This is a genomic window from Maribacter algae (genome assembly GCF_047345745.1).
GTDB lineage: Bacteria > Bacteroidota > Bacteroidia > Flavobacteriales > Flavobacteriaceae > Maribacter.
This window is the reverse complement of sequence record NZ_JBLFES010000003.1, coordinates 526,219-550,136: the sequence shown is the minus strand read 5'-3', so window position 1 is coordinate 550,136 and position 23,918 is coordinate 526,219. Positions and strand designations below refer to the sequence as shown.

Annotated in this window: 26 protein-coding genes; 13 read left to right on the top strand and 13 right to left on the bottom strand. The window is 38.6% G+C overall.

Annotated elements, in window-relative coordinates; translation table 11 throughout:
* Positions 1–97 precede the first annotated feature (97 nt).
* On the top strand, positions 98–706 hold the full coding sequence (locus ACKWBX_RS14030) for a superoxide dismutase (RefSeq protein ID WP_413969334.1): 609 nt from the start codon (positions 98–100) through the stop codon (positions 704–706).
* Between the two features lie 918 nt (positions 707–1,624).
* Here ACKWBX_RS14030 and ACKWBX_RS14025 read toward each other — a convergent pair.
* The 4 genes from ACKWBX_RS14025 to purN all read right to left on the bottom strand — a co-directional run bounded on the left by ACKWBX_RS14025 (position 1,625) and on the right by purN (position 5,880).
* Positions 1,625–3,523, bottom strand: coding sequence for an amidophosphoribosyltransferase (locus ACKWBX_RS14025; protein ID WP_413969333.1), 1,899 nt, complete (start codon positions 3,521–3,523; stop codon positions 1,625–1,627).
* A gap of 41 nt (positions 3,524–3,564) precedes the next feature.
* A complete protein-coding gene (locus ACKWBX_RS14020; protein ID WP_413969332.1) occupies positions 3,565–4,491 on the bottom strand; it encodes a PfkB family carbohydrate kinase in 927 nt (308 codons plus the stop codon).
* A gap of 109 nt (positions 4,492–4,600) precedes the next feature.
* Complete coding sequence (locus ACKWBX_RS14015; protein WP_413969331.1) at positions 4,601–5,236, bottom strand: ribonuclease H1 domain-containing protein; 636 nt, start codon at positions 5,234–5,236, stop codon at positions 4,601–4,603.
* Positions 5,237–5,262: 26 nt separating this feature from the next.
* A complete protein-coding gene (gene purN, locus ACKWBX_RS14010; RefSeq protein ID WP_413969330.1) occupies positions 5,263–5,880 on the bottom strand; it encodes a phosphoribosylglycinamide formyltransferase in 618 nt (205 codons plus the stop codon).
* Between the two features lie 316 nt (positions 5,881–6,196).
* Here purN and ACKWBX_RS14005 point away from each other — a divergent pair, with 316 nt between their 5' ends.
* The 5 genes from ACKWBX_RS14005 to pyk all read left to right on the top strand — a co-directional run bounded on the left by ACKWBX_RS14005 (position 6,197) and on the right by pyk (position 10,555).
* Positions 6,197–6,430 carry an acyl carrier protein gene (locus ACKWBX_RS14005; protein WP_047247024.1) on the top strand — a complete coding sequence of 78 codons (234 nt, stop codon included), beginning with the start codon at positions 6,197–6,199 and terminating at the stop codon, positions 6,428–6,430.
* A 109-nt stretch (positions 6,431–6,539) separates the two neighbouring features.
* Positions 6,540–7,790: a beta-ketoacyl-ACP synthase II gene (gene fabF, locus ACKWBX_RS14000; RefSeq protein WP_413969329.1), complete on the top strand. Its 1,251-nt coding sequence runs from the start codon at positions 6,540–6,542 to the stop codon at positions 7,788–7,790.
* A gap of 7 nt (positions 7,791–7,797) precedes the next feature.
* Positions 7,798–8,529, top strand: a complete 732-nt coding sequence (gene rnc, locus ACKWBX_RS13995) for a ribonuclease III (RefSeq protein WP_413969328.1) — start codon at positions 7,798–7,800, stop codon at positions 8,527–8,529.
* A gap of 116 nt (positions 8,530–8,645) precedes the next feature.
* Positions 8,646–9,110 (top strand): IPExxxVDY family protein, encoded by a 465-nt coding sequence (locus ACKWBX_RS13990; protein WP_413969327.1) that lies wholly within the window; start codon positions 8,646–8,648, stop codon positions 9,108–9,110.
* A 2-nt stretch (positions 9,111–9,112) separates the two neighbouring features.
* Positions 9,113–10,555, top strand: a complete 1,443-nt coding sequence (pyk, locus tag ACKWBX_RS13985; protein ID WP_413969326.1) for a pyruvate kinase — start codon at positions 9,113–9,115, stop codon at positions 10,553–10,555.
* A gap of 76 nt (positions 10,556–10,631) precedes the next feature.
* On the opposite strand, the gene ACKWBX_RS13980 is transcribed toward pyk, so the two are convergent.
* Positions 10,632–11,156 carry a PAS domain-containing protein gene (locus tag ACKWBX_RS13980; protein ID WP_413969325.1) on the bottom strand — a complete coding sequence of 175 codons (525 nt, stop codon included), beginning with the start codon at positions 11,154–11,156 and terminating at the stop codon, positions 10,632–10,634.
* Between the two features lie 212 nt (positions 11,157–11,368).
* Here ACKWBX_RS13980 and ACKWBX_RS13975 point away from each other — a divergent pair, with 212 nt between their 5' ends.
* From ACKWBX_RS13975 to ACKWBX_RS13960, 4 genes are all read left to right on the top strand, one after another.
* Positions 11,369–12,217, top strand: a complete 849-nt coding sequence (locus tag ACKWBX_RS13975) for a helix-turn-helix domain-containing protein (RefSeq protein WP_413969324.1) — start codon at positions 11,369–11,371, stop codon at positions 12,215–12,217.
* A gap of 91 nt (positions 12,218–12,308) precedes the next feature.
* Positions 12,309–12,467: a hypothetical protein gene (locus ACKWBX_RS13970; RefSeq protein ID WP_413969323.1), complete on the top strand. Its 159-nt coding sequence runs from the start codon at positions 12,309–12,311 to the stop codon at positions 12,465–12,467.
* Between the two features lie 21 nt (positions 12,468–12,488).
* Positions 12,489–13,037: a carboxymuconolactone decarboxylase family protein gene (locus ACKWBX_RS13965; protein ID WP_413969322.1), complete on the top strand. Its 549-nt coding sequence runs from the start codon at positions 12,489–12,491 to the stop codon at positions 13,035–13,037.
* Positions 13,038–13,132: 95 nt separating this feature from the next.
* Positions 13,133–13,537 (top strand): cupredoxin domain-containing protein, encoded by a 405-nt coding sequence (locus ACKWBX_RS13960; RefSeq protein ID WP_413969321.1) that lies wholly within the window; start codon positions 13,133–13,135, stop codon positions 13,535–13,537.
* 71 nt (positions 13,538–13,608) lie between these two features.
* Here ACKWBX_RS13960 and ACKWBX_RS13955 read toward each other — a convergent pair whose 3' ends face one another.
* On the bottom strand, positions 13,609–13,764 hold the full coding sequence (locus ACKWBX_RS13955; protein WP_413969320.1) for a hypothetical protein: 156 nt from the start codon (positions 13,762–13,764) through the stop codon (positions 13,609–13,611).
* Between the two features lie 113 nt (positions 13,765–13,877).
* A complete protein-coding gene (gene dinB / locus ACKWBX_RS13950; RefSeq protein ID WP_413969319.1) occupies positions 13,878–14,978 on the bottom strand; it encodes a DNA polymerase IV in 1,101 nt (366 codons plus the stop codon).
* Here dinB and ACKWBX_RS13945 point away from each other — a divergent pair.
* Together ACKWBX_RS13945 and ACKWBX_RS13940 are read left to right on the top strand one after the other, a co-directional pair.
* Positions 14,943–15,674, top strand: a complete 732-nt coding sequence (locus ACKWBX_RS13945) for an NAD(P)H-binding protein (protein ID WP_413969318.1) — start codon at positions 14,943–14,945, stop codon at positions 15,672–15,674. The genes dinB and ACKWBX_RS13945 overlap by 36 nt on opposite strands.
* Positions 15,671–16,138: a CYTH domain-containing protein gene (locus ACKWBX_RS13940; protein ID WP_413969317.1), complete on the top strand. Its 468-nt coding sequence runs from the start codon at positions 15,671–15,673 to the stop codon at positions 16,136–16,138. Before ACKWBX_RS13945 ends, ACKWBX_RS13940 begins: the two co-directional genes overlap by 4 nt.
* Positions 16,139–16,173: 35 nt before the next feature.
* Here the strand turns inward: ACKWBX_RS13940 and ACKWBX_RS13935 are convergent, their stop codons facing one another.
* On the bottom strand, positions 16,174–16,626 hold the full coding sequence (locus ACKWBX_RS13935; protein WP_413969316.1) for a hypothetical protein: 453 nt from the start codon (positions 16,624–16,626) through the stop codon (positions 16,174–16,176).
* Positions 16,627–16,946: 320 nt separating this feature from the next.
* The gene (locus ACKWBX_RS13930; RefSeq protein WP_413969315.1) at positions 16,947–17,342 is read right to left on the bottom strand and encodes a hypothetical protein; all 396 of its coding nucleotides are present in this window, start codon (positions 17,340–17,342) and stop codon (positions 16,947–16,949) included.
* A gap of 178 nt (positions 17,343–17,520) precedes the next feature.
* Here ACKWBX_RS13930 and ACKWBX_RS13925 point away from each other — a divergent pair, with 178 nt between their 5' ends.
* Positions 17,521–18,579, top strand: a complete 1,059-nt coding sequence (locus tag ACKWBX_RS13925) for an adenylate/guanylate cyclase domain-containing protein (protein ID WP_413969314.1) — start codon at positions 17,521–17,523, stop codon at positions 18,577–18,579.
* Between the two features lie 4 nt (positions 18,580–18,583).
* Here ACKWBX_RS13925 and pheS read toward each other — a convergent pair whose 3' ends face one another.
* From pheS to ACKWBX_RS13905, 4 genes are all read right to left on the bottom strand, one after another.
* On the bottom strand, positions 18,584–19,603 hold the full coding sequence (gene pheS, locus ACKWBX_RS13920) for a phenylalanine--tRNA ligase subunit alpha (protein ID WP_413969313.1): 1,020 nt from the start codon (positions 19,601–19,603) through the stop codon (positions 18,584–18,586).
* Between the two features lie 86 nt (positions 19,604–19,689).
* Positions 19,690–21,552: a SulP family inorganic anion transporter gene (locus ACKWBX_RS13915; RefSeq protein WP_413969312.1), complete on the bottom strand. Its 1,863-nt coding sequence runs from the start codon at positions 21,550–21,552 to the stop codon at positions 19,690–19,692.
* Positions 21,553–21,659: 107 nt separating this feature from the next.
* Positions 21,660–22,289 carry a carbonic anhydrase family protein gene (locus tag ACKWBX_RS13910; protein ID WP_413969311.1) on the bottom strand — a complete coding sequence of 210 codons (630 nt, stop codon included), beginning with the start codon at positions 22,287–22,289 and terminating at the stop codon, positions 21,660–21,662.
* A gap of 29 nt (positions 22,290–22,318) precedes the next feature.
* Positions 22,319–23,893, bottom strand: a complete 1,575-nt coding sequence (locus ACKWBX_RS13905; protein WP_413969310.1) for a SulP family inorganic anion transporter — start codon at positions 23,891–23,893, stop codon at positions 22,319–22,321.
* Positions 23,894–23,918 lie beyond the last annotated feature (25 nt).

Sequence of the window (23,918 nt, the reverse complement as noted above, 5' to 3'; positions counted from 1 at the left end):
TTAAAGCATAGTTCTTAACAAATTATTAGCGGAATCTAAATGTTAAAATCTGTAAATTTGAAGGACAACATTTATTAACATAAAAACACAAAAAATTATGGCTTTTGAATTACCAAAATTGCCTTATGCCTATGACGCTTTGGAGCCTCATATAGATGCAAGGACAATGGAAATACATCATACAAAACACCACAACGGGTACACCACCAAATTAAACGGTGCCATTGAAGGAACAGATCTGGCAGGAAAATCCATTGAGGACATACTTTCCAACTTAGATATGAATAATGGAGCTGTCAGAAATAATGGCGGCGGTTTTTATAACCATTCCCTATTTTGGAATATTCTTTCTCCAAACGGAGGTGGGTCTCCAAGTGGTGAATTGGCAAGTGCTATTGATGACGCTTTTGGCTCGTTCGATGCATTCAAGGAAAAATTCAGCAATGCGGCAGGCACACGTTTTGGCTCCGGATGGGCTTGGCTATGCGTTCACAAAGGAGGTAAAGTTGAGGTTTGTTCCACTCCTAATCAAGACAACCCGCTAATGCCGGGAGTTGGATGCGAAGGTTATCCAATTCTAGGCCTAGATGTTTGGGAACATGCTTATTACTTGAATTATCAAAATAGAAGACCGGATTACGTTAATGCCTTTTTTAATATTATAAATTGGGATGAAGTATCAAAATTATATGCTGCGAACAAGTAAATAAATATACTCGTCAAAACATTATGTAGGAACCACTTAGGGAGAAATCTTTAAGTGGTTTTTTGGTTGTTATATATAGAAAAGGGTGGAGAAATCTCCACCCTTTTCGTCCCAAATCTTACCATAAACTTAACCTACTTATGCTATGGCAAGACTAAATTACTGGTATTGTGGGAAATAAAAAAAGAAATTTTAAGAAATTTTGAGTTCATAGGTATCGGAACAAGGTAGTAAATACGGCACTTCCTCGATAAATGGCAGGCTGGCAAGCTACAATTGTTAAATAAAAAAGGCAGAGCAGTGCTCCACCTTTTTTCCCCAAATCTTACCATGAACTTAACCTACTTATGCTATGGTCCTCCAAATATATAAGAAGGCACTACTTCTAAAAAAGCTAATGGACGAACGCCGGAATCCTTGGCTGAAATACTATTTGTGAAATATTCCCTTACAAACGATAGCAGAGAATCAAAACTCGTTGAAGTAAGATTTATGAAAGGAATTTTAATATACTCAACTGTTTGGATGAAAAATAAAAAGGCGGAGCGTAGCTCCACCTTTTTCCCCAAATCTTACCATGAACTTAACCTACTTATGCTATGGTTCTTCAAAAGTAAACTGCTTGCGGTCCTAAAAAAAAGGTACTAGTTTAAAACCCAATATTTGGGTTAAACTACGCTTCAAAAGAATAACGGGAAAGAAAGAGGAGATAATAGGAGGATTATGAAGTGGATATAAATAAAAAAGGTGGAGAAGTCTCCACCTTTTTTGCCCCAAATCTTACCATGAACTTAACCTACTTATGCTATGGCAAGTCTAAAATAGAGTGGCTCTTGCCCAAAAAAATCATTCAGTCGATTAAAGACCGTTTTCGTCGATGAAATACACTATTCATATGTATTTCATCGATTTCGTGTATCAATATGCTCTTTCGTTTTTGCCTTCGTAGAAGTTGATAAATGCCTTATTTACAACCCGATTGCCACCGGGGGTAGGATAATTTCCTGTGAAATACCAGTCACCTAAATTTTTAGGACAAGCTTCGTGTAGACTGGAGATGGATTGATAAATAATTTGTACTTCCGCTTTAATATCTTTCGGACTCAATAAATCCCCGATTTTCTTTGAAATTTGATCTGCGGTGAAAGGAGTATAAAATTCTTTCACATGGTTTATGACATCTTTGTCCTTGGACTTTGTTTGGTTTAAACACTTCTTATAGATTTCTTCCACCAAATGCATAGAATCATTATCCTTATGTAATTCCAAAGTAGCCCTAAACGCTATGAAGTCCTCCAATTTGGCCATATCTATGCCATAACAATCCGGGTAACGTATTTGTGGGGCGGAGGAAACAACGATAATTTTCTTTGGGGACAAGCGATCCAAAATTCTGAGAATACTCTTTTTAAGCGTAGTCCCCCTAACGATACTATCGTCAATAATAACAAGGTTGTCTCCTTCTTTCACCGAACCGTACGAGATATCATAAACATGCGCTACCAAATCATCTCTACTGCTATCCTGTGTAATAAAAGTTCTGAGTTTTGCATCTTTGATGGCCACTTTCTCAATTCTTGGGCGTACATCCAAGATTTCGTGTAGTTGTTCGCTGGTCATACCGGAGCCCAATGCTAAAATTTGCTCCTCTTTCTTTTTGTTCAGGTAATTTTGAGCTTCTTTGACCATACCAAAGAATGATGTCTCAGCGGTATTTGGAATATAGGAAAACACCGTTTTTTTAATATCATGATCAATAGCCTTTAAAATCTGTGGAAAGACAAGTTTTCCCAGTTTTTTCCTTTCTTGATATATTTCCTTATCGCTCCCCCTGGAGAAATAAATACGCTCAAAGGAACATGCTTTTCGTTCTGAAGGTTCTATAATTTGTTTTATGGCATAGTTTCCATTTTTCTTTACGATAATGGCATGGCCCGGCTCCAACTCTTGTACGCTTTCATAAGGAACATTGAAAACGGTTTGTATGGCTGGTCTTTCAGACGCCACCACTACAACTTCATCATCCCTATAATAATATGCCGGTCTTATACCTGCCGGGTCCCTTAGGACAAAGGCATCTCCATGGCCCAATAGACCTGCCATGGCATAGCCGCCATCAAAATTTTTAGTAGCGCGTCTTAATATCTTGGAGACCTTTAATCGTTCTGCTATAAGTGGCGAGGCTTCCTGCTTTGAATAGCCTTCCTTTTTTACCTGTTTATAGATTTTGGCAACGGCATCATCCAAAAAATGTCCTATTTTTTCCATTACGGTAACCGTATCGGCCATTTCCTTCGGATGCTGCCCCAATTGAACCAGATTGTCAAAAAGTTCATTGACATTGGTCATGTTAAAATTTCCGGCAACGATAAGGTTACGGTGCATCCAGTTGTTCTGGCGTAGAAAAGGGTGGACACTTTCTATACTATTTTTACCAAAAGTGCCATAACGTACATGTCCTAAAAGCAATTCTCCTATATAGGGGATGTGTTTTTTTTGCAAGGCCACGTCATCCTCATATTCCGGGTGTGCCGTAAGCTCCGTATTGATACGGTCGTTTATTTGCGCAAAGATATCCTGTATAGGTTGCTGTTCACAAGAACGTACCCTGCTCATGTAGCGTTGCCCAGCTTCAACATCTAGTTTTATACTTGCAAAACCGGCACCGTCCTGTCCTCGATTATGCTGTTTTTCCATCATGAGGTACATTTTATTTACACCATAAAATGCCGTTCCATATTTTTCCTTATAATATTCCAAAGGCTTGAGTAATCGGATAACGGAGATGCCACACTCATGCTTAATAGCGTCACTCATTGCTATAGAGATTAAAAAAGCCCCTAATTTGGGGCGTGGGGTTATTGTAATTCAATGTCAAACTGTGTTAATGCTTTAAATTGATGCAGTCTTTTGTTCACTTCTGTCTTTTCTAAATTTACCATACGCTCCGTTCCAAAACGTTCTACGCAGAACGATGCCAGATTAGAACCATGAATTACTGCATTTTTCATGTTTTCAAAAGAAATATCGTCTGTTCCGGCCAAATAACCTGAAAATCCACCTGCAAAAGTATCTCCTGCTCCTGTCGGGTCAAATACTTCTTCCAAGGGCAAGGCCGGAGCAAAAAAGACTTCATCCTTGTGAAAAAGTAAGGCGCCGTGCTCCCCTTTCTTTACGACCACATATTTTGGTCCCATATCATAAATTTTCTGTGCCGCCTTCACTAATGAATACTCGTTCGTAAGTTGACGTGCTTCCTCATCATTAATGGTAATTACATCTATATGTTTTATAACTTCCAAGAGTTCGTTCAACGTATTGTCCATCCAAAAATTCATGGTATCCAATATGATGAGTTTTGGTCGTTTTTCCATCTGATTAATTACACTGAGCTGTACGTTAGGATGTAAATTCCCCAACATCAAAACATCGGCATCTTTATAATTATCCGGAACTACGGGATTGAAATCCGCCAGCGTGTTTAACTCTGTAATTAGGGTGTCACGTGAGTTGAGGTCATTGTGGTATTTCCCTTTCCAATAAAAGGTTTTGCCTCCTTTTACTATAGTTATACCAGAAATATCAATGTCTTTGGCCGTTAATAGATTTAGATAATCTTCCGGAAGATCATCACCCACAACGGAAACGATTCCGGATTCAACATCAAATTGTGAAGCAGCCAAGCTAATGAAAGTGGCGGCACCCCCTAAAATTTTATCGGTTTTGCCGAAAGGGGTCTCAATTTCATCAAAAGCTACCGAACCTACTATCAAAAGCTTACCCATATTGGTCTTAAAAATTAAGCTGCAAATATACGGTTTTGATTGGCTAATGACACCAAATGAATTCATGTAAGAATGAATAATTACGAAAAACCTTAAGAGCAAAAATTAATCACTTCCTCCCAAAATCCGCAGGAATTTCTCCCCAAGCTTTGGTTTCCCATTTCACGATAGGCGTATTATAGGAGTTATTTTTGAGCCAAGTGATAGCACGACGAATCAAATCAAACAAAGCTTTATTTTCATTGGTCTCTGCCAATTTGGTATTGCAATTTTTCTTGCGTACCCAACTCATTGCGGTTCGTGAATCGGTATAAATAATGCGGTTGCTTTTGCGCTCCTTTAAAAAAGCCAAACCGTGTACGATGGCTAAAAACTCGCCAATATTGTTGGTACCTTGTGGAAAAGGGCCTTGCTTAAAAAGTTTTTTTTTGGTTTTGGTATCCACACCTTGATATTCCATAACTCCGGGGTTGCCACTGGAAGCGGCATCTACGGAAATGGAGTTGTAGTTAGGCTGGCCAATTTTCAATAAGGCTTCCGGTGAAAGTGCTGACGCTCCTTTTTTCTTGCCCTTGTATTCTTCGTAATTGCCATTAAAGGCTTTTTTAGCCATTTCAAAGGTTGGGAAAGACTTATACTCAACCCCTTTGTATCCAGAAATTGCCGCTTTGCAATCATTCCAAGTGGTGTATATTCCTGGACGTTTCCCCTTCCATACTACATAGAATTTTTCCTTTTTAGCCATACCTGCTTAATTAAAATCCATACTTTTCACCCCTCCTTGGGAGGGGTCGAAAATGCTTTTCCAGCATTTTCGGGGGAGGCCAATAACTTCTCGATTACTTTTGGAAAATGCTCGTATTCCAGTTGATGTACTTTGGCTGCAATATGCTCCGGAGTATCATCCGGTTCAATTTTCGTTTTGGCTTGGTGAATAACAGCCCCTTCATCATAATTATCGTTCACAAAATGTATCGTAATCCCGGTTTCGGTTTCCTTATTTTCCTTTACCGCCTGGTGCACATGCATGCCATACATTCCCTTTCCCCCATATTTTGGCAGCAGGGCAGGATGGATGTTTATGATGGTGTTCGGAAAGGCTTCGATTAGATTTTTTGGTATTTTCCAAAGGAAACCAGCTAACACTATCAAATCCGGTTGAAGTGATTTTAGAATGTCCAACACACAATCGCTCTCCAAAAAAGCAATTTTATTAAAATACAATGCATTTATTTTCAATCGGTTACACCTGTCCAATACTTTGGCATCCCTTTTGTTAGTGAGAACTGCAGTAACCGTAATGTGGGGCTTATCACTAAAATAGTTTACAATGTTCTCAACATTAGAACCCGAACCTGAAGCAAAAAGAACAATTCGTTTGGTGTTCAAAAGAAATAGATTTTAAGTTAGACCGGCCAAATACGATTACAAAACAAGGCAAAAGTAAGCCAAAGAAATAAATAAGTTGAGTAGCACAAGCTCGTCAATAGGTAAACTAGGATTCCTTAAGGGAATAAAGTAGCACAAGAAGAATTTATTGAACCATGCGCCATAGCGCAAAAATCAAGGCCATTATTTTGGGTCAAATGAGTAGAGGAAGGTTTAATTTTCTTAAATTACCATACATTTTAACGTGAATTCGTGTATTTAATCCAAAGTTTTTTATTTTTGCCATCAATTTAAAATTTTTAAAACCAATATTATTATGTCAGACATTGCATCAAGAGTTAAAGCTATCATTGTTGATAAACTAGGAGTTGATGAAAACGAAGTGGTATCAGAAGCTAGCTTTACTAACGATTTAGGGGCAGATTCATTGGATACTGTAGAATTGATTATGGAATTCGAAAAGGAATTCGATATTCAAATCCCTGATGATCAAGCTGAGAATATCGCAACTGTTGGCCAAGCCATTAGCTATATAGAAGAAGCGAAGTAATTTTATGATTTCATAAATAGAATTCAAATTATCCATGTGGTAAATGCTCCGCATGGATAATTTTTTTTAATTTACACTTGGTTTATCTTTTAAACTTAAAAAAAGTTCAATGCAATTAAAGCGAGTTGTAGTTACCGGTCTGGGAGCACTTACCCCAATCGGTAATAATATTGAGGAGTATTGGAACGGTCTTGTAAATGGTAAAAGTGGTTCTGCACCGATTACATATTATGATACTGAAAAGTTTAAGGTAAAGTTTGCTTGCGAACTAAAAAACTATAAAACCGAAGACCATTTTGAACGTAAAGAAGGTCGCAAACTGGATAGATTTGCACAGTATGCGTTGATTTCTTCGGATGAAGCGATCAAAGATGCCAATCTAGATTTAGAAGCAATCGATAAATTTCGTGTCGGTGTTATTTGGGGTGCCGGTATCGGAGGTCTGGAGACTTTTCAAAATGAGGTGATGAACTTTGCCCAAGGTGATGGAACGCCTAGGTTCAACCCTTTCTTTATACCGAAAATGATTGCGGATATTGCACCTGGCAACATTTCCATAAAACATGGTTTTATGGGGCCAAATTATACTACAGTTTCCGCTTGTGCATCCTCTGCCAATGCAATGATAGATGCTTTGAATTACATTCGGTTAGGACATTGTGACGTAATCGTCACCGGAGGTAGTGAAGCTGCCGTGACCATCGCCGGAATGGGAGGTTTTGGTGCCATGCACGCACTTTCTACACGCAACGAAAGTCCTGAAACGGCCTCAAGACCTTTTGATGCCACTAGGGACGGATTTGTACTCGGTGAAGGTGCCGGTGCATTGATTCTGGAAGAATATGAGCATGCCAAGGCAAGAGGGGCAAAAATATATGCCGAGGTAGCCGGAGGGGGAATGTCTAGCGATGCCTACCATATGACCGCGCCGCACCCGGAGGGGATAGGCGTTGTTAGAGTAATGCAAAATTGCCTCAATGATGCCGGATTGAATATTGATGAAGTAGATGCCATTAATACGCACGGTACTTCTACACCATTAGGAGATGTTGCGGAATTGAAAGCTATTTCAGAAGTTTTTGGTGCGCATGCTAAGAACATCAATATCAATTCTACCAAATCCATGACGGGGCACTTGTTGGGTGCTGCCGGAGCCATAGAGGCCATTGCCTCCATTTTGGCAATGGAACACGGTATGGTACCCCCTACCATAAATCACACCACGGTAGATGAAAATATAGATAGTTCGCTGAACCTTACATTGAACAAGGCACAAAAAAGAGATGTAAAAGTAGCCATGAGCAATACTTTCGGATTCGGAGGTCACAACGCCTGTGTCGTTTTCAAAAAAATCAGTTAAGGTATTTATGACTTTTCCTAAAAACATATTCAATTCCCATCCGAAACAGGATGGGAATTTTTTTTTGGGAATCAAAAAGATTTTAGGATTTAAGCCCAAGAACATAAAGTACTACAAGAAAGCATTTCTTCATCGCTCCATGAACAAAAAGGATGAGGATGGCAATCCTATGAATTACGAAAGGTTGGAGTTTTTAGGAGATTCTATGCTGGGAACCATAATTTCCAGACACCTGTATAATGAAGTGCCGAACGGGGATGAGGGCTACTTGACAAAAATGCGCTCTAAAATAGTAAGTAGGGAGCATTTGAACGAATTAGGAAAGGACCTGAAGTTGATCAAATATGTGGAAAGTAGAATTCCAAAATCCCACTTTGGGGAAAACATTCATGGCAATGTTTTTGAGGCTTTGGTCGGGGCTATTTATTTGGATAGGGGCTATGCTTATTGTGAAAAATTCATTAATAAAAGGGTTATTGAGCCCTATGTGGATATAGAACAGTTAGAAGGCAGGGTCATCAGTTATAAGAGTTTGGTCATAGAGTGGTGCCAAAAGCAAAAGAAAACTTTCAATTATAACGTTTATGAAGATACCGGGAAAGATCCATTAAAACATTTTGCCGTAAAACTGTCCATTGCCGGTAATGTAGTTTCCAAGGCACGTGCTACTTCAAAGAAAAAGGCGGAGGAACGCGCTTCTAAAAGGGCATTTTTCGCTTTACAGGACAAAATGGAGTAATTTTCTACTCTCATCGAGAGACTCTAACGTTATCGTAACTTTTCATTCACTTTAATGAGACATACTTTTTAGGCATTATTGGTTAATAATCCTATATTTACCGCTTACATTTTTTTATGGGAGCAGTCTATAAAATTAACGATGACTTTTACGACGATTCATTTCTTTTAATTGCGCTGCATAGTACTTTGGAGGATTACGCTATAGTATATCAACTAAATCTAAATCTAAACGCCAAATTTAAGCGCGTTAGGTCAGATTTGGATTTGGGCAAAACACGGACTTTTCCTTTGTTCGAATGGCAGGACGATTACAATGACAGGTATCTCATGTTGGTTTCCAACCAAAGTACGGAACAAGAATTTTTGCCTAATAATGATTTGTTCCAAAATGAACCTACGGCGACAACGCCCAAATTGGTCCCGGAATTAAAGGATGTAGATTATTTTTTGAAAATAGAGGAGGGCGAAGCGTTTCAAAATAAAGAAATACTCAGAAAAGTAACTAGCATGCCAAAAATCATGGCCGCTTACGAAGTAGAGGCGAACAAACTAAAATCTAAGAACAATTTAATATTTTAAAAATGCCAACTAAGAAGAAGACGAAAATTGTAGCCACACTCGGACCGGCCACAAGTAAGAAAGAGGTACTAAAGGGGATGATAGAGGCAGGAGTAAATGTCTTTAGAATAAATTTTTCCCACGCAGATTATGAAGATGTACGGCAACGCGTGGACATGATTCGAGAATTGAACGAGGAGCTGCAGAGCAATGTCTCTATACTAGGGGATTTACAGGGGCCAAAATTAAGGGTCGGCGTTATGGCCGGGGAAGTAGTGGTAAGCCCTGGAGATGAGATAACCTTTGTTACCGGGGAACCTTTTGAAGGAACTGCAGAACGCGTTTACATGAATTATTCGGCATTTCCCAAGGATGTAAAAGCAGGTGAACGTATTCTTTTGGATGATGGAAAATTGATGTTTGAAGTGGTCTCGACCAATGGTGAAAACGAAGTATTGGCTAAGGTAGTTCAAGGAGGTCCGTTGAAATCGAAAAAAGGAGTGAATCTCCCCAATACGAACATTTCACTACCTGCGTTGACGGAGAAGGATATCAAGGATGCGGAATTTGCAATCTCCCTTGAAGTGGACTGGATAGCGCTCTCTTTTGTTCGATTTAGTGAAGATTTAATCGATTTACAAAAAATCATAAAAAAGCATTCCGAGCATAAAATTCCTATTATCGCCAAAATCGAAAAGCCCGAAGCTGTTGAGAATATAGACAAAATCGTGGCATATTGTGACGGGCTAATGGTAGCCCGTGGGGATTTAGGAGTTGAGGTCCCCGCCCACGAAGTACCTTTGATACAGAAGCAATTGGTATTACGTGCCAAAAAAGCAAGAATTCCGGTTATTATTGCCACGCAGATGATGGAAACAATGATTACCAGTTTGACTCCTACCAGAGCGGAGGTCAATGATGTTGCCAATTCCGTAATGGACGGTGCGGATGCCGTAATGCTCTCCGGGGAGACTTCCGTTGGCAATTATCCCATTCAAGTAATCGAAAAAATGACAAGTATCTTAACAAGTGTAGAAGCTTCCGAATTAATACATGTTCCACATGACCCGCCACATATTCGCACGAATAGATATATTACCAAGTCTGTTTGTTATCATGCTGCACTCATGGCAAATGAAATAAAGGCAAAAGCTATTTCTACCCTGACCAATAGTGGGTATACCGCTTTTCAGATTTCGGCATGGAGACCTAGCGCACATATTTTAGTATTCACCTCCAACAAACGAATTTTGACCCAGTTGAACCTGTTATGGGGTGTTAAGGCATTTTACTATGACAAGTTTGTATCTACGGACGAGACCATAGAGGATGTGAACAAGATTGCCTGCCAAAAAGGATTTTTGGATGTGGGCGATATGCTCATAAGCCTTGCCGCCATGCCCATAAAGGAAAAAGGAATGGTAAATACCTTACGGGTCACAGAGATAGAAAGCTGTAATTTCTAGTACAAAGAAGAACTTATAAAAAAGCCCGGTAGCAATTGCTACCGGGCTTTTTTTGATAAAATAAAATAACAAACACTTAAGCTACTTCTCTTTCAAAAGCAATAAAATTTACAATTTCTCCTTTAGTGTCAAAAACAGGTTTTGCCTGTATCCAACAATTGTAGGTTTCCCCGTCTTTTCTATAATTTAGAACATTGGCCTCAAACGGTTTTTTTGCCCTGATGGCCTTTGAGATATTTTGTATCGTTTCCTTACAGGTACCTTCGCCCTGAAATATTTTGGGTTGAAAACCCATTATTTCCTCGGGTTTGTAGCGGTTCATCTGCCAAATATTCTGGGTAGCGTACACTATGTTCAATTTTGCATCCGTCACTACGATTACGTGTTCTTTCTCTCGTAATTGGTCTTCAAAAATAGCATCGTTGATTTCCCAATCGTTGGTTTTGGCAAGCTTTGTCAATCCTTTGATATCTTCTGCCGTTTTACAGGTTTTATCAAAGTAATCTGCATAAATATCCCAAGCACTTACGGGCAAAGTATTAAAGTTCAATGTATCGTGAAAACGTCCTACAGCATCGTCATAATTTCTAATATCGCTCATTAAAAAAACTGATTTAAATTCAATGGATAATTTTCCTTTTCATAGCAATTTTAAATAAAGCTATAAAAACAAGGGGGTTATGAAAAATTAGCGGCAATCATTAACACTCTTGTTTAATGAATTTTATTTCTACAGGAATATTAGATTGTAAAGGATAAACAAAAAAAGAGACTAAACTGACATTAAAGTCCTTTCTAATCCGATATCACTTAATGAAATTTGAATTTCATAACCATAAATTAAATTCACTTTTTGGATTTACGGATGATATAAAACTGCACGAAAGAAGCTTCGCTGTACAGGACGGCAATATTAGTATTTTATGGAACAGAAATACATTGCCCGTTCAACTTTGTATAGATGGTTTTACCGTAACACTATTGCCCAATCAATTGATTACGACTACCTATTTACAACACGTTAGTTTCTCCAAAACGAAACTTCCGTTAACCGGGTTTCTGTTCAACCGTGAGTTTTATTGCATCAAAGACCATGATAGTGAAGTCTCTTGTAATGGCATTCTTTTTTTCGGAACGCAGGACCTGCCTATCGTAACGATTCCTGAGGAACAATTGAACAAGTTCAATTTATTGTTCGAGATTTTTGTAGAGGAATTCTCCACGAAAGATAAAATACAGGGAGATATGCTTCAGATGTTATTGAAGCGCCTCATTATCATCTGTACCCGATTGGCCAAAGAACAACACACGATCAAGGTGTTGAATAACGAGCAAATTGATGTGGTCCGAAAATTCAATGTTTTGGTAGATACCCATTTCAGGACAAAACGAAAAGTGAGCGATTATGCTAACTTACTTTTTAAAAGCCCAAAAACACTTTCAAATCTCTTTGCCCTGTACAATCAAAAATCCCCACAGCAGATTATTTTGGAACGCCTGGCCCTAGAGGCTAAAAGGTTAATGAGCTACACGGACAAACAAAATCAGGAGATAGCCTATGAACTGGGATTCAACGACCCTGCACATTTTAGTAAATTCTTTAAAAAAATGACAGGGAGTTCCCCATCACAATTCAGGGAAAACACCTCGAATTTGGCCTAACGGGAAATTTGTACCAGCGGTCGGGCAATAGCTCCTAACAAAACTGCTTTTTACCGTCGCATCTTTGTAACGTAATTGAAAACAAGACAAGATGAAGACAAAAATAAAATCCATTTTTAACCTAATCGAAATATTTAGACGGCCCCAAGGGCAGGTATTGAACAGAATAATTCCAAAAGAACATTGCGAGCAGAAACACCATCATGATTTTTATTGTGATGCCGAGAAACCATTTATATCAATTCAATAATAATTTAAAACAAATATTAATATGAGCACATTTAATGTACCTACGAGAGAAGAAGTATCGGCCAACAATCAGGCAATCTTTGACAATCTAGAAAATGCTTTGGGCTTTGTTCCCAACCTTTATGCAACGTACGCACATTCAGAAAATGCCTTGACCAATTATTTGGCATTGAGCAATGCCAAGACCTCTTTGAACGCAAAACAAAAAGAAGTGGTCAACTTGGCCGTGAGCCAAGTGAACAATTGCACCTATTGTTTGGCAGCGCATACCGCAATTGGAAAAATGAACGGTTTTACTGAGGAACAAATCTTAGAACTGCGTAATGGCGAGGCCTCTTTTGATGAAAAATTGGATGCCTTGGCGAGATTGGCCAAAAACATAACTGAAAATAGGGGAGCTACGGATGCTACAGTTGTAGAGAATTTTCTTAGCCAAGGGTGGACTAAGGAAAACCTTGTAGATACCATTGTTTTGGTCGGTGATAAGACTATTTCCAATTATCTACATAAAACGACTAACGTAGCTATAGATTTTCCAGAAGCGCAAGCTCTAGAAACAACAGAAGTATAAATAAAGCGAAGACCATCCGCTTAAGCATGGTCAAAAACATAACAATTAATATAAATAGTGGATTCCTGAAAAGGAATCTTAAAAATCAAGTAATTATGAAAAAAGTAATCGCAATCGTAGCATTGGCATTTGGAACTGTATTTTCAATGAATGCGCAAGACAAAATGATGAAGAAGGAGAAAATGATGGATGCTCCTAAAACAATTGCTTTGGAGCAGACCTCTGGAGAATTTACTCAAAAACAGATCACGGTTTCCGAAGGAACATATGTTTTTGAAATTTCCAATAATGCAGTGGATCATAATGTAGGTTTTGTTCTGGTACAAAAGGGTAAAGATATTTCCAATCCAGAAAACCACATTCAAACGGCTTATGTAAACGAGCAGGTTGCCACGGGAAAAACTCAGAAATCCAATCCTACGATGTTAAAAACGGGAGAGTATGTATATTTCTGCCCGCTGAACCCTACTTCAACGGACAATACGTTAATAGTACAGTAAATACAAATAAGTATTGAAAAAAAAAGAGCCCTGCATTGCGGGGCTCTTTTGTATGATAAAAGCGGAACTAATTAGTTTGCTTCAACTTGCTCAACTTTTGCATCGTTGTTGGTTTCTTCAAACTCATCGGCTATATCTTCCAATTCTCCTTTCACACTGCAAGAAACAGCGAATAAAGAAATAGCGAATAATGCGATTAATTTTGATGTGTTGAATACTCTTTTCATAATAAAGGGTTTTGGGTTGATTAAAATTATGTACCTAAAACCACTGATTGTTAATATTATTGTAAAATGACTTCTTTTTTTTCAAGGAATTCGATGAACGGGTCAATTTGTTTTCAAAAATCAAACTTTAACTGAACGGAAACCTGTTCTTCTTTAAGTGTAACCTTTTTGTCATTTGTATTTAGATTGGCCAAAGAAATACCCAACAGTCTAACGGAGTTTTGTAGCTCTTCTTGATATAATAGTTCTTTTGCAGTTTCTAGGATCAAGTTTTTATCGGAAATAAAATATGGTATTGTTTTGCTCCGCGTGTTCAAAGTAAAATCACTGTACTTAATTTTTAGCGTGATGGTTTTTCCGGCAATATTGGACTTTTTAAGTCGTCTTTCTAGCTCGGAGGCAATGTGGTCAAGACGTTCCAACATAAAAATCTCACTGCTCAGGTTTTCGTTGAACGTGCGTTCCGCACCAACAGATTTTGGAATTCGGTGTGGTTTTACGGGACTGTTATGAATACCGCGTACCACATGATAATAATAACTGCCGCTCTTACCAAAGTGATTGTCCAAGAATTCCAACGACTTCTGTTTTAAGTCTTTTCCGGTAAAAATTCCCAGTCTGTACATTTTCTCGGCAGTTACTTTGCCTACGCCATAGAATTTTCGAATGTCCAAGTCTTCTAAAAATGGGATAACCTCTTCCGGGTTTACCGTCTTTTGCCCGTTGGGCTTATTAATATCACTCGCTACCTTTGCGATAAATTTATTGATGGATATTCCTGCCGAGGCATTGAGTCCCGTTTCGGTGAGGATGCGTTGTCTTATTTCTTTCGCGACGAGGGTAGCAGAGGGGTTCCCTTTTTTATTTATGGTCACATCAAGGTAGGCTTCATCCAATGATAAGGGTTCCACCAAATCCGTATAGTCAAAAAAAATGGCCCTGATCTGTTTTGATATTTCCTTATAACGGTCAAAACGGGCTTTTACAAAAATAAGTTCCGGGCAGTTTCGTTGTGCCAAAACACTGCTCATAGCGCTCCTTACTCCAAACTTTCGGGCTTCGTAACTGGCGGCCGCTACGACACCCCTTTTTGAGCTTCCGCCCACGGCAATAGGTTTTCCCCTAAGTTCCGGATGGTCCAATTGCTCTACGGAAGCATAGAATGCATCCATATCTATATGGATTATTTTTCGCAACGTAGCGTCATTGTTCATACCACAAAATTAGCCTATATTAATTGGATGGAACCCAACGGGAAAATAGCGATTATTCTAGGTGCTACAGGTTTAACGGGCGGCATATTGCTTCGTCAATTGTTGAACGATGAAAGATATATAGAAATAAAGCTTTTTTCCAGGTCCAGCATTGGTTTTGAGCATCCTAAAATAACGGAATTTTTGGTGGACTTATTTGATTTTGAGGCCTTTCAGAAGAAGTTCAAAGCAAATGTGCTTTTTTGTTGTATAGGCACAACAGCCTCAAAAACATCGGATAAAGAGTTGTACCGTAAGATAGATTATGGTATTCCTTTGGAAGCGGCCAAAACCGCAAAGCGTAATGGAATCGCTTCTTTTTTAGTGATTTCCGCGATGGGTGCAAATCCAAAAAGCACTATTTTTTACAACCGGATTAAAGGAGAGATGGAGCGTGAAGTCCTGGATGTTTCGATTTCAAAAACCCATATTTTGCAACCTGCGTTAATAGGTGGTACCCGAAATGAAAGCAGAACGGGAGAATGGATTTTCAAACAGGTGATGAAACTTATAGACCCTATTTTAATAGGTGGATTAAAAAAGTATAAATCTATTCGCCCTGAAAAAATAGCAAAAGCCATGGTTTGGTTGGATAATCATAATTACAAAAGAATTCGAGTTCCCTCTGACGAATTGCAAAAACTAGGTGATAGATGATAGAAATAGAACGTAAGTTTTTAGTAAAATCAAAGGATTACAAAGCTGAGGCTATCTCAAACGAGAAAATAGTTCAAGGTTTTTTGAATACTGATGCTGAACGTACCGTTAGGATAAGAACAAAAGGGAACAAAGGTTTTATAACGGTAAAGGGAAAATCCAACGAAAGTGGAACTTCTAGATTTGAATGGGAGAAGGAAATCAAAATCGAAGAAGCCGAAGCACTTTTAAAACTATGCGAAAAACCGATATTGGAAAAAACGCGTTACGAGGTCGCTATGGGAGCGCATATTTTTGAAGTAGATGAATTTCATGGCAAGAACAATGGACTTACAATAGCGGAAATAGAGCTGCACAATGAAGACGAGAAATTTGAAAAACCGAATTGGTTAGGCGAAGAAGTGACGGGCGAGGTCAAATATTATAACTCGCAATTGATTAAAAAACCATTTTCAGAATGGTAACCTTAACGAATATGCGGTAAGATGATACCTTTTTGTTAGTCGATGACAATGATGAACTCCACAATGAAACTATCCGTTTCGATGAGGACATTACTGCTGTTGGTATAGGAAGCGCTATTTACATCAAAAAAAGGACTACAGCATTCGCTTCCTGAATTTGTCCTGTTCAAATCCAATATTAATTCATCAGTTCTGGATTCGGAAAGTGTAATTTCATAGATATTCTCACCTTGCTGCCCTGCTACTTCAAAGAAAATTTGATTTTCTTCGGAAGCATTAAATCCTAATTGTTTTCCATTTTTGGATATCGTAATATCGGCTATGGAAAAAGTGCCATTTTCAATTAAATTTGTTCCGTCACTGTCTACGAATACTATGGAAAACCCTTGGGCAGCACAATCTACCAATGCGCAATCAATTCCGTCAGAAGAGTTACAGGATTTAAAAAAAAGAAAAAGCAGTACTATGGGGTATAATTTAATTCGCATATATAAAGGATACAAAAACCTTAGATTGGTTGCTTATTTTTGGTAATAATTGTAAAAAAAGGCAACGACCATGGTAAACCTTAAACATCAAAAATCAAGGCAATGACTCTAAAGATGTCTGCGAGGTTATTAAATCATTGCCTAAACTATGGAATACATATCTATCTTTTTAGAAGAATCAGCTATCTTGATACAGTAGTTAAATTACAATTGTGCCTATCAAAAACCTATCGTAATACCATAAAAATCATAGGGTTGAATTATGGAATTTTAATTTGGGCCCTACCTAAATTGAGAATGTCCAATTTATAAGAGCTGAATTACTTTGCGAAAATCCCATCCTTTTCAATCAAAGGGATAGTGATGAGATTGTCAAATTTAATAATGCCTTTTTCAAATAAAAAGCGCTTTTCATATAGCTTATTATCGTAATAATATGTAACAAAGAACTCATTGTTCAATTGAAGGACATCTTCTTGGACAACTTCTATTTTTTCATAGGATTTAGCACTTACTACAGGAATGGCGTGCCGCATGGTTGATGTTTTTAAATCGCCATCATACCCTTTGGAAACAATTAAAGCCATTTCAATGGGGGAGTTTTTGTTGTTTAAGATATAAGCATTCCAATCTTTAGAGAGAAATTCCTCGTTCCATTCATGCACCAAGGCCACGTAAACGTCTTTCGCAATAGAAATTTCAATATCCTTTTTCATTGAATATACTTTCTTAGTTTGATTGAAGATCGATTGAAAACGGTTCAAATGACAATTTCATATTTCGTCGAATCTTTTACACAAACCAAATTTAAGTGAAAAGTATCTTTTTCGGAGCTATGCTTTATTTCTATACATTTGAAATCATGTTTTAGTTCATTATCCTTAAAACAAAGAGGTGACGTTCAAAAATAAAAGAAGATTAAGAATTATTGGCACCTATTGTATTGGATGGACATTGGCTTTCATTTTTTTGACCATTATAAGAGGTGTAGGGGCTACCGAAGATGGCGCTATCGATTTTGATGTTGCTATAAGTTTAGTATATGCCATCACCATAGGCCCCTTGTTTGGAGCAATATCCGGATACGTACAAATATTGGTTGACGAGCGGTTTTATAAAAGGACATCTGTCCGAAAACTTTTAATGATCAGGCTTGCCATCTCCATCTTCTTTTTGATATTGTTGATTGTAGTTTCCTATTTGATCGTACCTCCGCTCTTGAATATAGATATTACCCTATTAACTTTTATTTCTGATGAAGGGAGTTCTGCTATTTATTTCTATATTCTCACCGTAGATATATTTATGGCGGCCCTGTGGCAAGTAAACTTAATGCTCGGGGAAAATAATTTATGGAAAATATTGATGGGTAAATTTTATAATCCCCATGAAGAGAATAGAATTTTTATGTTTTTAGATTTAAAAGACTCTACGGTACTTGCAGAACGATTGGGCCATATCAAATATAGCAGACTCATTCAAGATTGCTTCAATGACCTTGGGGTCGTAATAGAGAACGAGGCGGAGATTTATCAATATGTTGGAGATGAAGCCGTTTTGACCTGGCATTTGAAAGATGGTCTACGAAACCTAAACTGTATAAACACATTTTATAACTTTAAAAGTCAGTTGCTTAAAAGAAAAGAATACTATCTAAAAATGTACGGATCCATTCCTTTTTTTAAAGCCGGATTGAACGAGGGAGTCGTTACGGCAACAGAAGTAGGAAGATATAAGAAAGACATTGCATATCACGGAGACGCAATAAACACCGCTGCACGGATTCAAGGCAAATGCAATGAATTGAACAAAGAGCTCTTGATTTCTAAAAACCTGTTGGACAAATTTGAAAATAATTCCTTTGTTTTCGAACAGTTAAACAATATACCCCTAAAGGGTAAAACGAAGGAAGTAAGTGTTTTTGCAGTCAGCCTACAAACTGATGAGGCTTAGAAATTTACAGGACACTTTTAAACTGCTCTAAAAATCGAATATCATTTTCGCTCAACAAGCGAATGTCAGAAATTTGGTGCAATAAAAGTGCGATACGGTCAATACCCATTCCAAAGGCAAAGCCGGAATATTCGTCAGGATCAATATCACAATTGCGAAGTACGTTGGGGTCTACCATGCCACAACCCATAATCTCTAACCATCCTGTACCCTTGGTCATTTTGTAATCTGTTTCTGTTTCCAAACCCCAGTATACATCTACTTCTGCGCTAGGCTCCGTAAAAGGAAAGTAGGAAGGCCTAAGCCTAATTTTTGATTTTCCAAAAAGTTCCGTAGTAAAGTATTGTAAAGTCTGTTTTAGATCGGCAAAGGAGACATCTTTATCAATATATAATCCTTCTACTTGGTGAAAGAAACAATGGGAACGTGCAGAAATGGCCTCGTTCCTGTAAACTCTCCCCGGAGATATGGTACGGATAGGCGGTTTGTTATTTTCCATATACCTTACCTGAACGGATGAGGTATGGGTGCGCAGGAGAATATCCGGATCGGTCTGCACAAAAAAAGTATCCTGCATATCTCGTGCAGGGTGGTATTCAGGAAGGTTCAGAGCGGTGAAGTTATGCCAGTCATCCTCAATTTCAGGACCTTCGGAAACATTGAATCCTATTCTGGAGAAAATATCTATAATTTGATTTTTTACGATGGATATAGGGTGGCGAGCACCAAGCTCAATAGGTTCTCCCGGACGCGTTAAATCTCCATAGATACCTTTTTCCTCGGTCTTGTTTTCTAAGGATTTCTTTAGTTTGTTTACCTTTTCCGTAGCCGCTTGTTTAAGCGTATTGATGGTTTGTCCAAATTCCTTTTTTTGTTCATTTGGAACCGTTTTGAACGCTGCAAAGAATTCGTTCAACAGTCCTTTTTTCCCCAAATATTTTATACGAAAAGCCTCTACCGCCTCAGCTCCATCGGCTGTAAATTTTTCAACCTCTTCTATATGCTTTTTTATCGTCTCTATCATGGCAACAACTAAAGCGGCAAATTTAAAACATTTAAAACAGTACGGATTGTTTTTGAAGGTATTTTGAGATAATACGCTTTATTTAGTTATTTAATGCTGATATTATTTTTCACCCATTCCAGGCATTCCTCAAAAGTTTTGAAGATGTGTTCTTCGGGAATCAGATCAGGAATGATATCCACGCGCTCCATCATATATCTGGGTTGTTTAAGAACATCTACAAATAGTACATCGATATTGGATTTTTTCAAATCTATCAATACATCTTCCAAAGCGTATAAACCGGATTGGTCCAAATACCGCATACGGCCCATTCTAATGATAACGCAAGATGCCGTTTTGGGAATCTGCCGGGCAAGTGCTGAAAAATCACTTGTAGAACCAAAGAACAATGGTCCTTTGAGGTGTTTTATAAAAACATCTTCCCTAAGACTTTTGGGAAAATCCGATTCGTCTGGCCATGCTTTTTCCTCTTCTAAGGTGCTGATGTCCGAACGTTCGGCCGTTAAATCGCCCATTTTTTTCATAAACATCAATGAGGCGATGACAAGACCTATCCCCACGGCATAAATTAAATCCCAAAAAGTTGAGAGAAGCATGACCGTAAGCATAATGATGACTTCTGAACTAAGCTTTACTGGACCTAAATTCATGTCCTTTGGCAAACTAGGTATGGCCTTTAGTCCTTTATAATCCATTACACTGATTCCCACGGTAATCAAAATTCCTGCTAGAACGGCCGCTGGAATTTGAGATGCTACGGGACCTAGCGTAAGGAGAATCATTAAAAGTAAGACCCCGGCAATCATCCCCGATAGTTTTGTTTTACCTCCGGAGTTTATGTTTATTACTGTTCTAATGGTAGCTCCGGCCCCAGGTATCCCTGAGAAAATAGCCGCAACCGCGTTACCAACACCTTGGCCTATCAATTCTTTGTTAGGTTTGTGCTTTGTTTTTGTCATATTATCGGCTATGACGGAGGTAAGTAATGAATCTATGGCTCCCAGAAGTGCAAGTGTCAATGCGGTAAATATATAGGGTGAAATAGCTTCTATTTTAAATTCCGTGAATATTTTAATATTGGGCAAGGGTAGACCTTCCGGTATTTTAGCGATGGACCGGTATTCCAATCCAAAACCGTATGCAACTCCTGAAACGACAATGAGCCCTACAAGGGTGCTGGGTATGGCCGTGGTAATTCTTTTAAAACCAAAAATAATAATGATGGTAGCTAGCGCAAGTGCCAATTCCAACCAATTGATGTTATTCATAGCTCTTGGAATAGCCTTTATGGCACCAATAACCCCTGATGAGGCACTACCGGCCAGTATTTCAGCTTCTTGGAGTATTGCGGACTCCGTAACTTCATGTGAACGTTTTATGGTCTCCTCAAAATCTTCCAGTACAAGAATGCCTTCCCCGGCTTCTTCCCGTAAAATATTTTCCAAAATAAGTTCCTCGGCTTGCGGCTTGAATGTATCAACGAAAACTACATCCTCTTTGGGATAATACCCTATAGCCGGGAGAATTTGGGTAATAATGATGATCAAACCTATGGCCGTCATAAACCCCGATACCACCGGATAAGGGATATAACGTATATATTTTCCTAATCCTAGCAAGCCTAAACCAATTTGAAATAGCCCCGCCAGCAAGAAAACAGACAGAATAGCCGGTAAAGCTTTTTCCACACTCCCGTCATAAATAGTAACAATACCGGCAATGACCACCATACTAACGGCAGTCATGGGGGCTGTAGGACCGGAGATTTGTGTGTTTGTTCCTCCAAATAGTGCGGCAAAAAAGCTAATAAAAATGGCTCCATAGAGCCCCGCGCTGGGTCCAAGACCAGAACTTACCCCAAAAGCCAGAGCTAATGGCAAGGCAACGATACCTGCAGTGATTCCTCCAAAAAGATCTCCTTTGAGATTAGCGAACAGATTTTTCATATCTAAGGAAGGGTGTGGTTGATTTCTATGAGAAAGATACTCTTTTTTTAAAAGAAAAAGCCGATACATTTGTATCGGCTTTGACTGTATAAATATTGTTTTTTGAATCAATCCAAGAAAGATACCTTACCGTTATTTATATCGTACATGGCACCTACAATCCTGATTTCTCCATTGTCTTCCATTTCCTTGAGTACAGAACTTATTCTTCTTGTATTTTCAATGGTCATTTGAACATTTTTTAAAGCTACTTCGTTCACAAAATCTATATTCTTGGAATTCCTTTTTGTGGGATCGGTAGGTTCTTTTACAGCCATAACAGCAGGTTTGATCTTGTCCAACAAAATGGTGAGATTACCCAATTTTGCATCATCGCAAGCTCCTTTAACGGCACCACATGCAGTATGTCCCAAAATGACAAGAATTTTGGTGCCGGCAAGTTTACAGGCAAACTCTATGCTTCCCAATAAATCTTCATTAACTATATTCCCTGCAACCCTTGCGCTGAAAATATCCCCTACGCCTTGGTCAAAAATCAATTCTGCGGAAACCCTGGAATCTATACAGCTCAATACAGTTGCAAAAGGATATTGTCCTTGTGCAGTATCACTTACCTGCTCCAGTAAATCCCGATTCACTTTTTGGTTCGCTATAAACCGGGCATTACCTTCTTTTAAGTATGCAATAGCGTCGTCTGGAGTAATTGCCGCTTGTGTTTCTTTAGTATGTGCTTTCATAAGCTAATTTTAATATGTTGAAGTTAAGCCTATTTTGTCGTCAGCTTAAAAAATTCTATGTAACTATCCGGGTTTTCTACGATTCCTCGTTCGGAAACCAGTTTAATATCAATATTTCTATTCTTGGCTTTCTCAGAAAAATCCTCGAGTATTTCAATGATATCATTGTCAAGATATCTTGTTTTTCTCACATCCAACTCAAGGTCGGAATCTTCTGGAAGACTATCTAACTCTTTTAATATGGCTCCTTTATTAAAAAAGGTAACTTCTTCGGCCAAGGTCATTTTAATTTTATGCTTGCCATTACTTTTATCCTCAATGTGCAGAAAGTGAGAGTTTTGATAACTTTTAATCAAAATAACGATAATACCAACACCTAAACCTAATCCGATACCTACCAGCAAATCCGTGAAAATAATCCCTAAAACAGTGACTGTAAAAGGAATAAATTGTTTCCAGCCCATCTGGTACATTTTTTTGAACAAGGCGGGTTTTGCTAATTTATATCCGACGATAAAAAGGATTGCCGCCAAAACGGACAACGGAATCATATTCAATAATCTTGGAATTAGGATTACCGAAATCAATAGGAAGAAACCATGAATGATAGCGGACAGTTTTGTTCTACCGCCCGATTGAATATTTGCCGAACTTCTTACGATTACTTGGGTAATGGGCAGACCGCCGATCAATCCAGAAATGATGTTTCCCGTTCCTTGTGCCAACAATTCCCTATTGGTAGGCGTAACATTTTTATGAGGGTCCAACTTGTCCGTAGCTTCCACACAAAGTAAGGTTTCCAAACTGGCCACTAGGGCAATGGTGAATGCGGTTATCCAGATTTGCGGATTGATTATAGCACCAAAATTAGGAAAGCTAAATTGTGCAATGAAAGACGATGCATCCTCAGGAATGGGAACGCTTACCAAATGATTGGAAGAAATAGAAAGCATTTCATTGCCTTGGGTCAAAATATAAAATATGATACCGACCGCAACGGCTACCAAAGGCCCCTGTATCAATTGGAAGATTCTTCCTTTTTTGGAAAGTACTTTGTCCCAAAGAATCAATATGGCCAGCCCAATAACGGCGATCAGGGTAGCTCCGGGACTAATGTTGTTCAGCGTTTCAAAAATTTCGGAAAAAGTGTTCCGCCCATCCACTTGAAAAAAGGCAAAATCCCCTTCCGGGTCCGGGTCATAGCCAAAAAAATGTGGTATCTGTTTTAAAATGATGATAATTCCTATACCGGTCAACATTCCTTTAATGACCGAGGAAGGAAAATAATACCCAATGATTCCGGCTTTCAAAACCCCGAATACAATTTGAATGATACCCCCTAAAACTACAGCTAAAAGAAAGTTTTGATAACCGCCCAATGCACCGATTGCGGTCAGGACTATTGCGGCCAAACCTGCGGCGGGCCCACTGACGCCTATTTGGGAACCACTCAAGGAACCCACTACGATACCTCCAACGATACCTGCGATCAATCCTGAGAACAAGGGAGCTCCACTGGCCAAGGCAATACCCAAGCAAAGGGGCAATGCTACAAAAAACACAACGATACTTGCGGGTAAATCGTTCTTTAAATATTTAAACATAGAATACGATTATAGGTCTTTCATA

What these genes read in the sequence shown, in the direction of transcription:
- ACKWBX_RS13970 (WP_413969323.1), top strand. Translation starts at nt 12,309, where the DNA reads ATGAAGACAAAAATAAAATCCATTTTTAACCTAATCGAAATATTTAGA.
- ACKWBX_RS13955 (WP_413969320.1), bottom strand. Translation starts at nt 13,764, where the DNA reads ATGAAAAGAGTATTCAACACATCAAAATTAATCGCATTATTCGCTATT.
- ACKWBX_RS13980 (WP_413969325.1), bottom strand. Translation starts at nt 11,156, where the DNA reads ATGAGCGATATTAGAAATTATGACGATGCTGTAGGACGTTTTCACGAT.
- ACKWBX_RS13910 (WP_413969311.1), bottom strand. Translation starts at nt 22,289, where the DNA reads ATGAAAGCACATACTAAAGAAACACAAGCGGCAATTACTCCAGACGAC.
- ACKWBX_RS13945 (WP_413969318.1), top strand. Translation starts at nt 14,943, where the DNA reads ATGGATTATTTTTCGCAACGTAGCGTCATTGTTCATACCACAAAATTA.
- ACKWBX_RS13930 (WP_413969315.1), bottom strand. Translation starts at nt 17,342, where the DNA reads ATGAAAAAGGATATTGAAATTTCTATTGCGAAAGACGTTTACGTGGCC.
- fabF (WP_413969329.1), top strand. Translation starts at nt 6,540, where the DNA reads ATGCAATTAAAGCGAGTTGTAGTTACCGGTCTGGGAGCACTTACCCCA.
- ACKWBX_RS14005 (WP_047247024.1), top strand. Translation starts at nt 6,197, where the DNA reads ATGTCAGACATTGCATCAAGAGTTAAAGCTATCATTGTTGATAAACTA.
- ACKWBX_RS14030 (WP_413969334.1), top strand. Translation starts at nt 98, where the DNA reads ATGGCTTTTGAATTACCAAAATTGCCTTATGCCTATGACGCTTTGGAG.
- ACKWBX_RS14015 (WP_413969331.1), bottom strand. Translation starts at nt 5,236, where the DNA reads ATGGCTAAAAAGGAAAAATTCTATGTAGTATGGAAGGGGAAACGTCCA.
- ACKWBX_RS13940 (WP_413969317.1), top strand. Translation starts at nt 15,671, where the DNA reads ATGATAGAAATAGAACGTAAGTTTTTAGTAAAATCAAAGGATTACAAA.
- pyk (WP_413969326.1), top strand. Translation starts at nt 9,113, where the DNA reads ATGCCAACTAAGAAGAAGACGAAAATTGTAGCCACACTCGGACCGGCC.
- ACKWBX_RS13905 (WP_413969310.1), bottom strand. Translation starts at nt 23,893, where the DNA reads ATGTTTAAATATTTAAAGAACGATTTACCCGCAAGTATCGTTGTGTTT.
- ACKWBX_RS14025 (WP_413969333.1), bottom strand. Translation starts at nt 3,523, where the DNA reads ATGAGTGACGCTATTAAGCATGAGTGTGGCATCTCCGTTATCCGATTA.
- ACKWBX_RS13965 (WP_413969322.1), top strand. Translation starts at nt 12,489, where the DNA reads ATGAGCACATTTAATGTACCTACGAGAGAAGAAGTATCGGCCAACAAT.
- ACKWBX_RS13975 (WP_413969324.1), top strand. Translation starts at nt 11,369, where the DNA reads ATGAAATTTGAATTTCATAACCATAAATTAAATTCACTTTTTGGATTT.
- ACKWBX_RS13960 (WP_413969321.1), top strand. Translation starts at nt 13,133, where the DNA reads ATGAAAAAAGTAATCGCAATCGTAGCATTGGCATTTGGAACTGTATTT.
- pheS (WP_413969313.1), bottom strand. Translation starts at nt 19,603, where the DNA reads ATGATAGAGACGATAAAAAAGCATATAGAAGAGGTTGAAAAATTTACA.
- ACKWBX_RS13915 (WP_413969312.1), bottom strand. Translation starts at nt 21,552, where the DNA reads ATGAAAAATCTGTTCGCTAATCTCAAAGGAGATCTTTTTGGAGGAATC.
- ACKWBX_RS13935 (WP_413969316.1), bottom strand. Translation starts at nt 16,626, where the DNA reads ATGCGAATTAAATTATACCCCATAGTACTGCTTTTTCTTTTTTTTAAA.
- ACKWBX_RS13990 (WP_413969327.1), top strand. Translation starts at nt 8,646, where the DNA reads ATGGGAGCAGTCTATAAAATTAACGATGACTTTTACGACGATTCATTT.
- dinB (WP_413969319.1), bottom strand. Translation starts at nt 14,978, where the DNA reads ATGAACAATGACGCTACGTTGCGAAAAATAATCCATATAGATATGGAT.
- rnc (WP_413969328.1), top strand. Translation starts at nt 7,798, where the DNA reads ATGACTTTTCCTAAAAACATATTCAATTCCCATCCGAAACAGGATGGG.
- ACKWBX_RS14020 (WP_413969332.1), bottom strand. Translation starts at nt 4,491, where the DNA reads ATGGGTAAGCTTTTGATAGTAGGTTCGGTAGCTTTTGATGAAATTGAG.